The organism is Streptococcus oralis (assembly GCF_001578935.1).
GTDB classification, from domain to species: Bacteria; Bacillota; Bacilli; order Lactobacillales; family Streptococcaceae; genus Streptococcus; species Streptococcus oralis_R.
On the sequence record NZ_KQ969529.1, the window covers coordinates 1 to 617 of the forward strand.

The following is a 617-nucleotide window of genomic DNA, read 5'->3' on the forward strand; positions in this document are numbered from 1 at the left end:
TGGATATGTTTAGTCCCTACTATGCCTTAGCTAAACAGCTTTTTCCATGTGCTAAAATCGTTCTAGATCGTTTTCACCCTTCGTTATTATATTTCTAAACTCAGGCTAAAACAGTCCACTGGACTGTTTTACTCCAACATCTCAGCCGTGCTATGAGTCGTGTTCGTGTCCAAATCATGAATCAATTTGAGCGAAAATCCCATGAATACAAGGCTATCAAACGTTACTGGAAACTCATTCAACAGGATAGTCGTAAACTCAGCGATAAACGATTTTATCGCCCTACTTTTCGTATGCACTTGACGAATAAAGAAATTCTAGACAAGCTTTTGAGCTATTCAGAAGACTTGAAACACCAATACAAGCTCTACCAGCTCTTGCTTTTTCACTTTCAGAACAAGGAACCGGAGAAATTCTTCGGACTTATTGAGGATAATCTAAAGCAGGTTCATCCTCTTTTTCAGACTGTCTTTAAAACCTTTCTCAAGGACAAGGAGAAAATCGTCAACGCTCTTCAGTTATCTTATTCCAACGCAAAATTAGAAGCGACCAATAATCTCATTAAACTCATCAAACGAAATGCCTTTGGTTTTCGGAACTTTGAAAACTTCAAAAAA

1 pseudogene is annotated in these 617 nt (G+C 37.8%); it reads left to right on the plus strand.

Annotated features, from left to right (window positions below):
• A pseudogene (locus SORDD15_RS10160) lies at positions 1–617 on the plus strand (transposase); the annotation flags it as partial.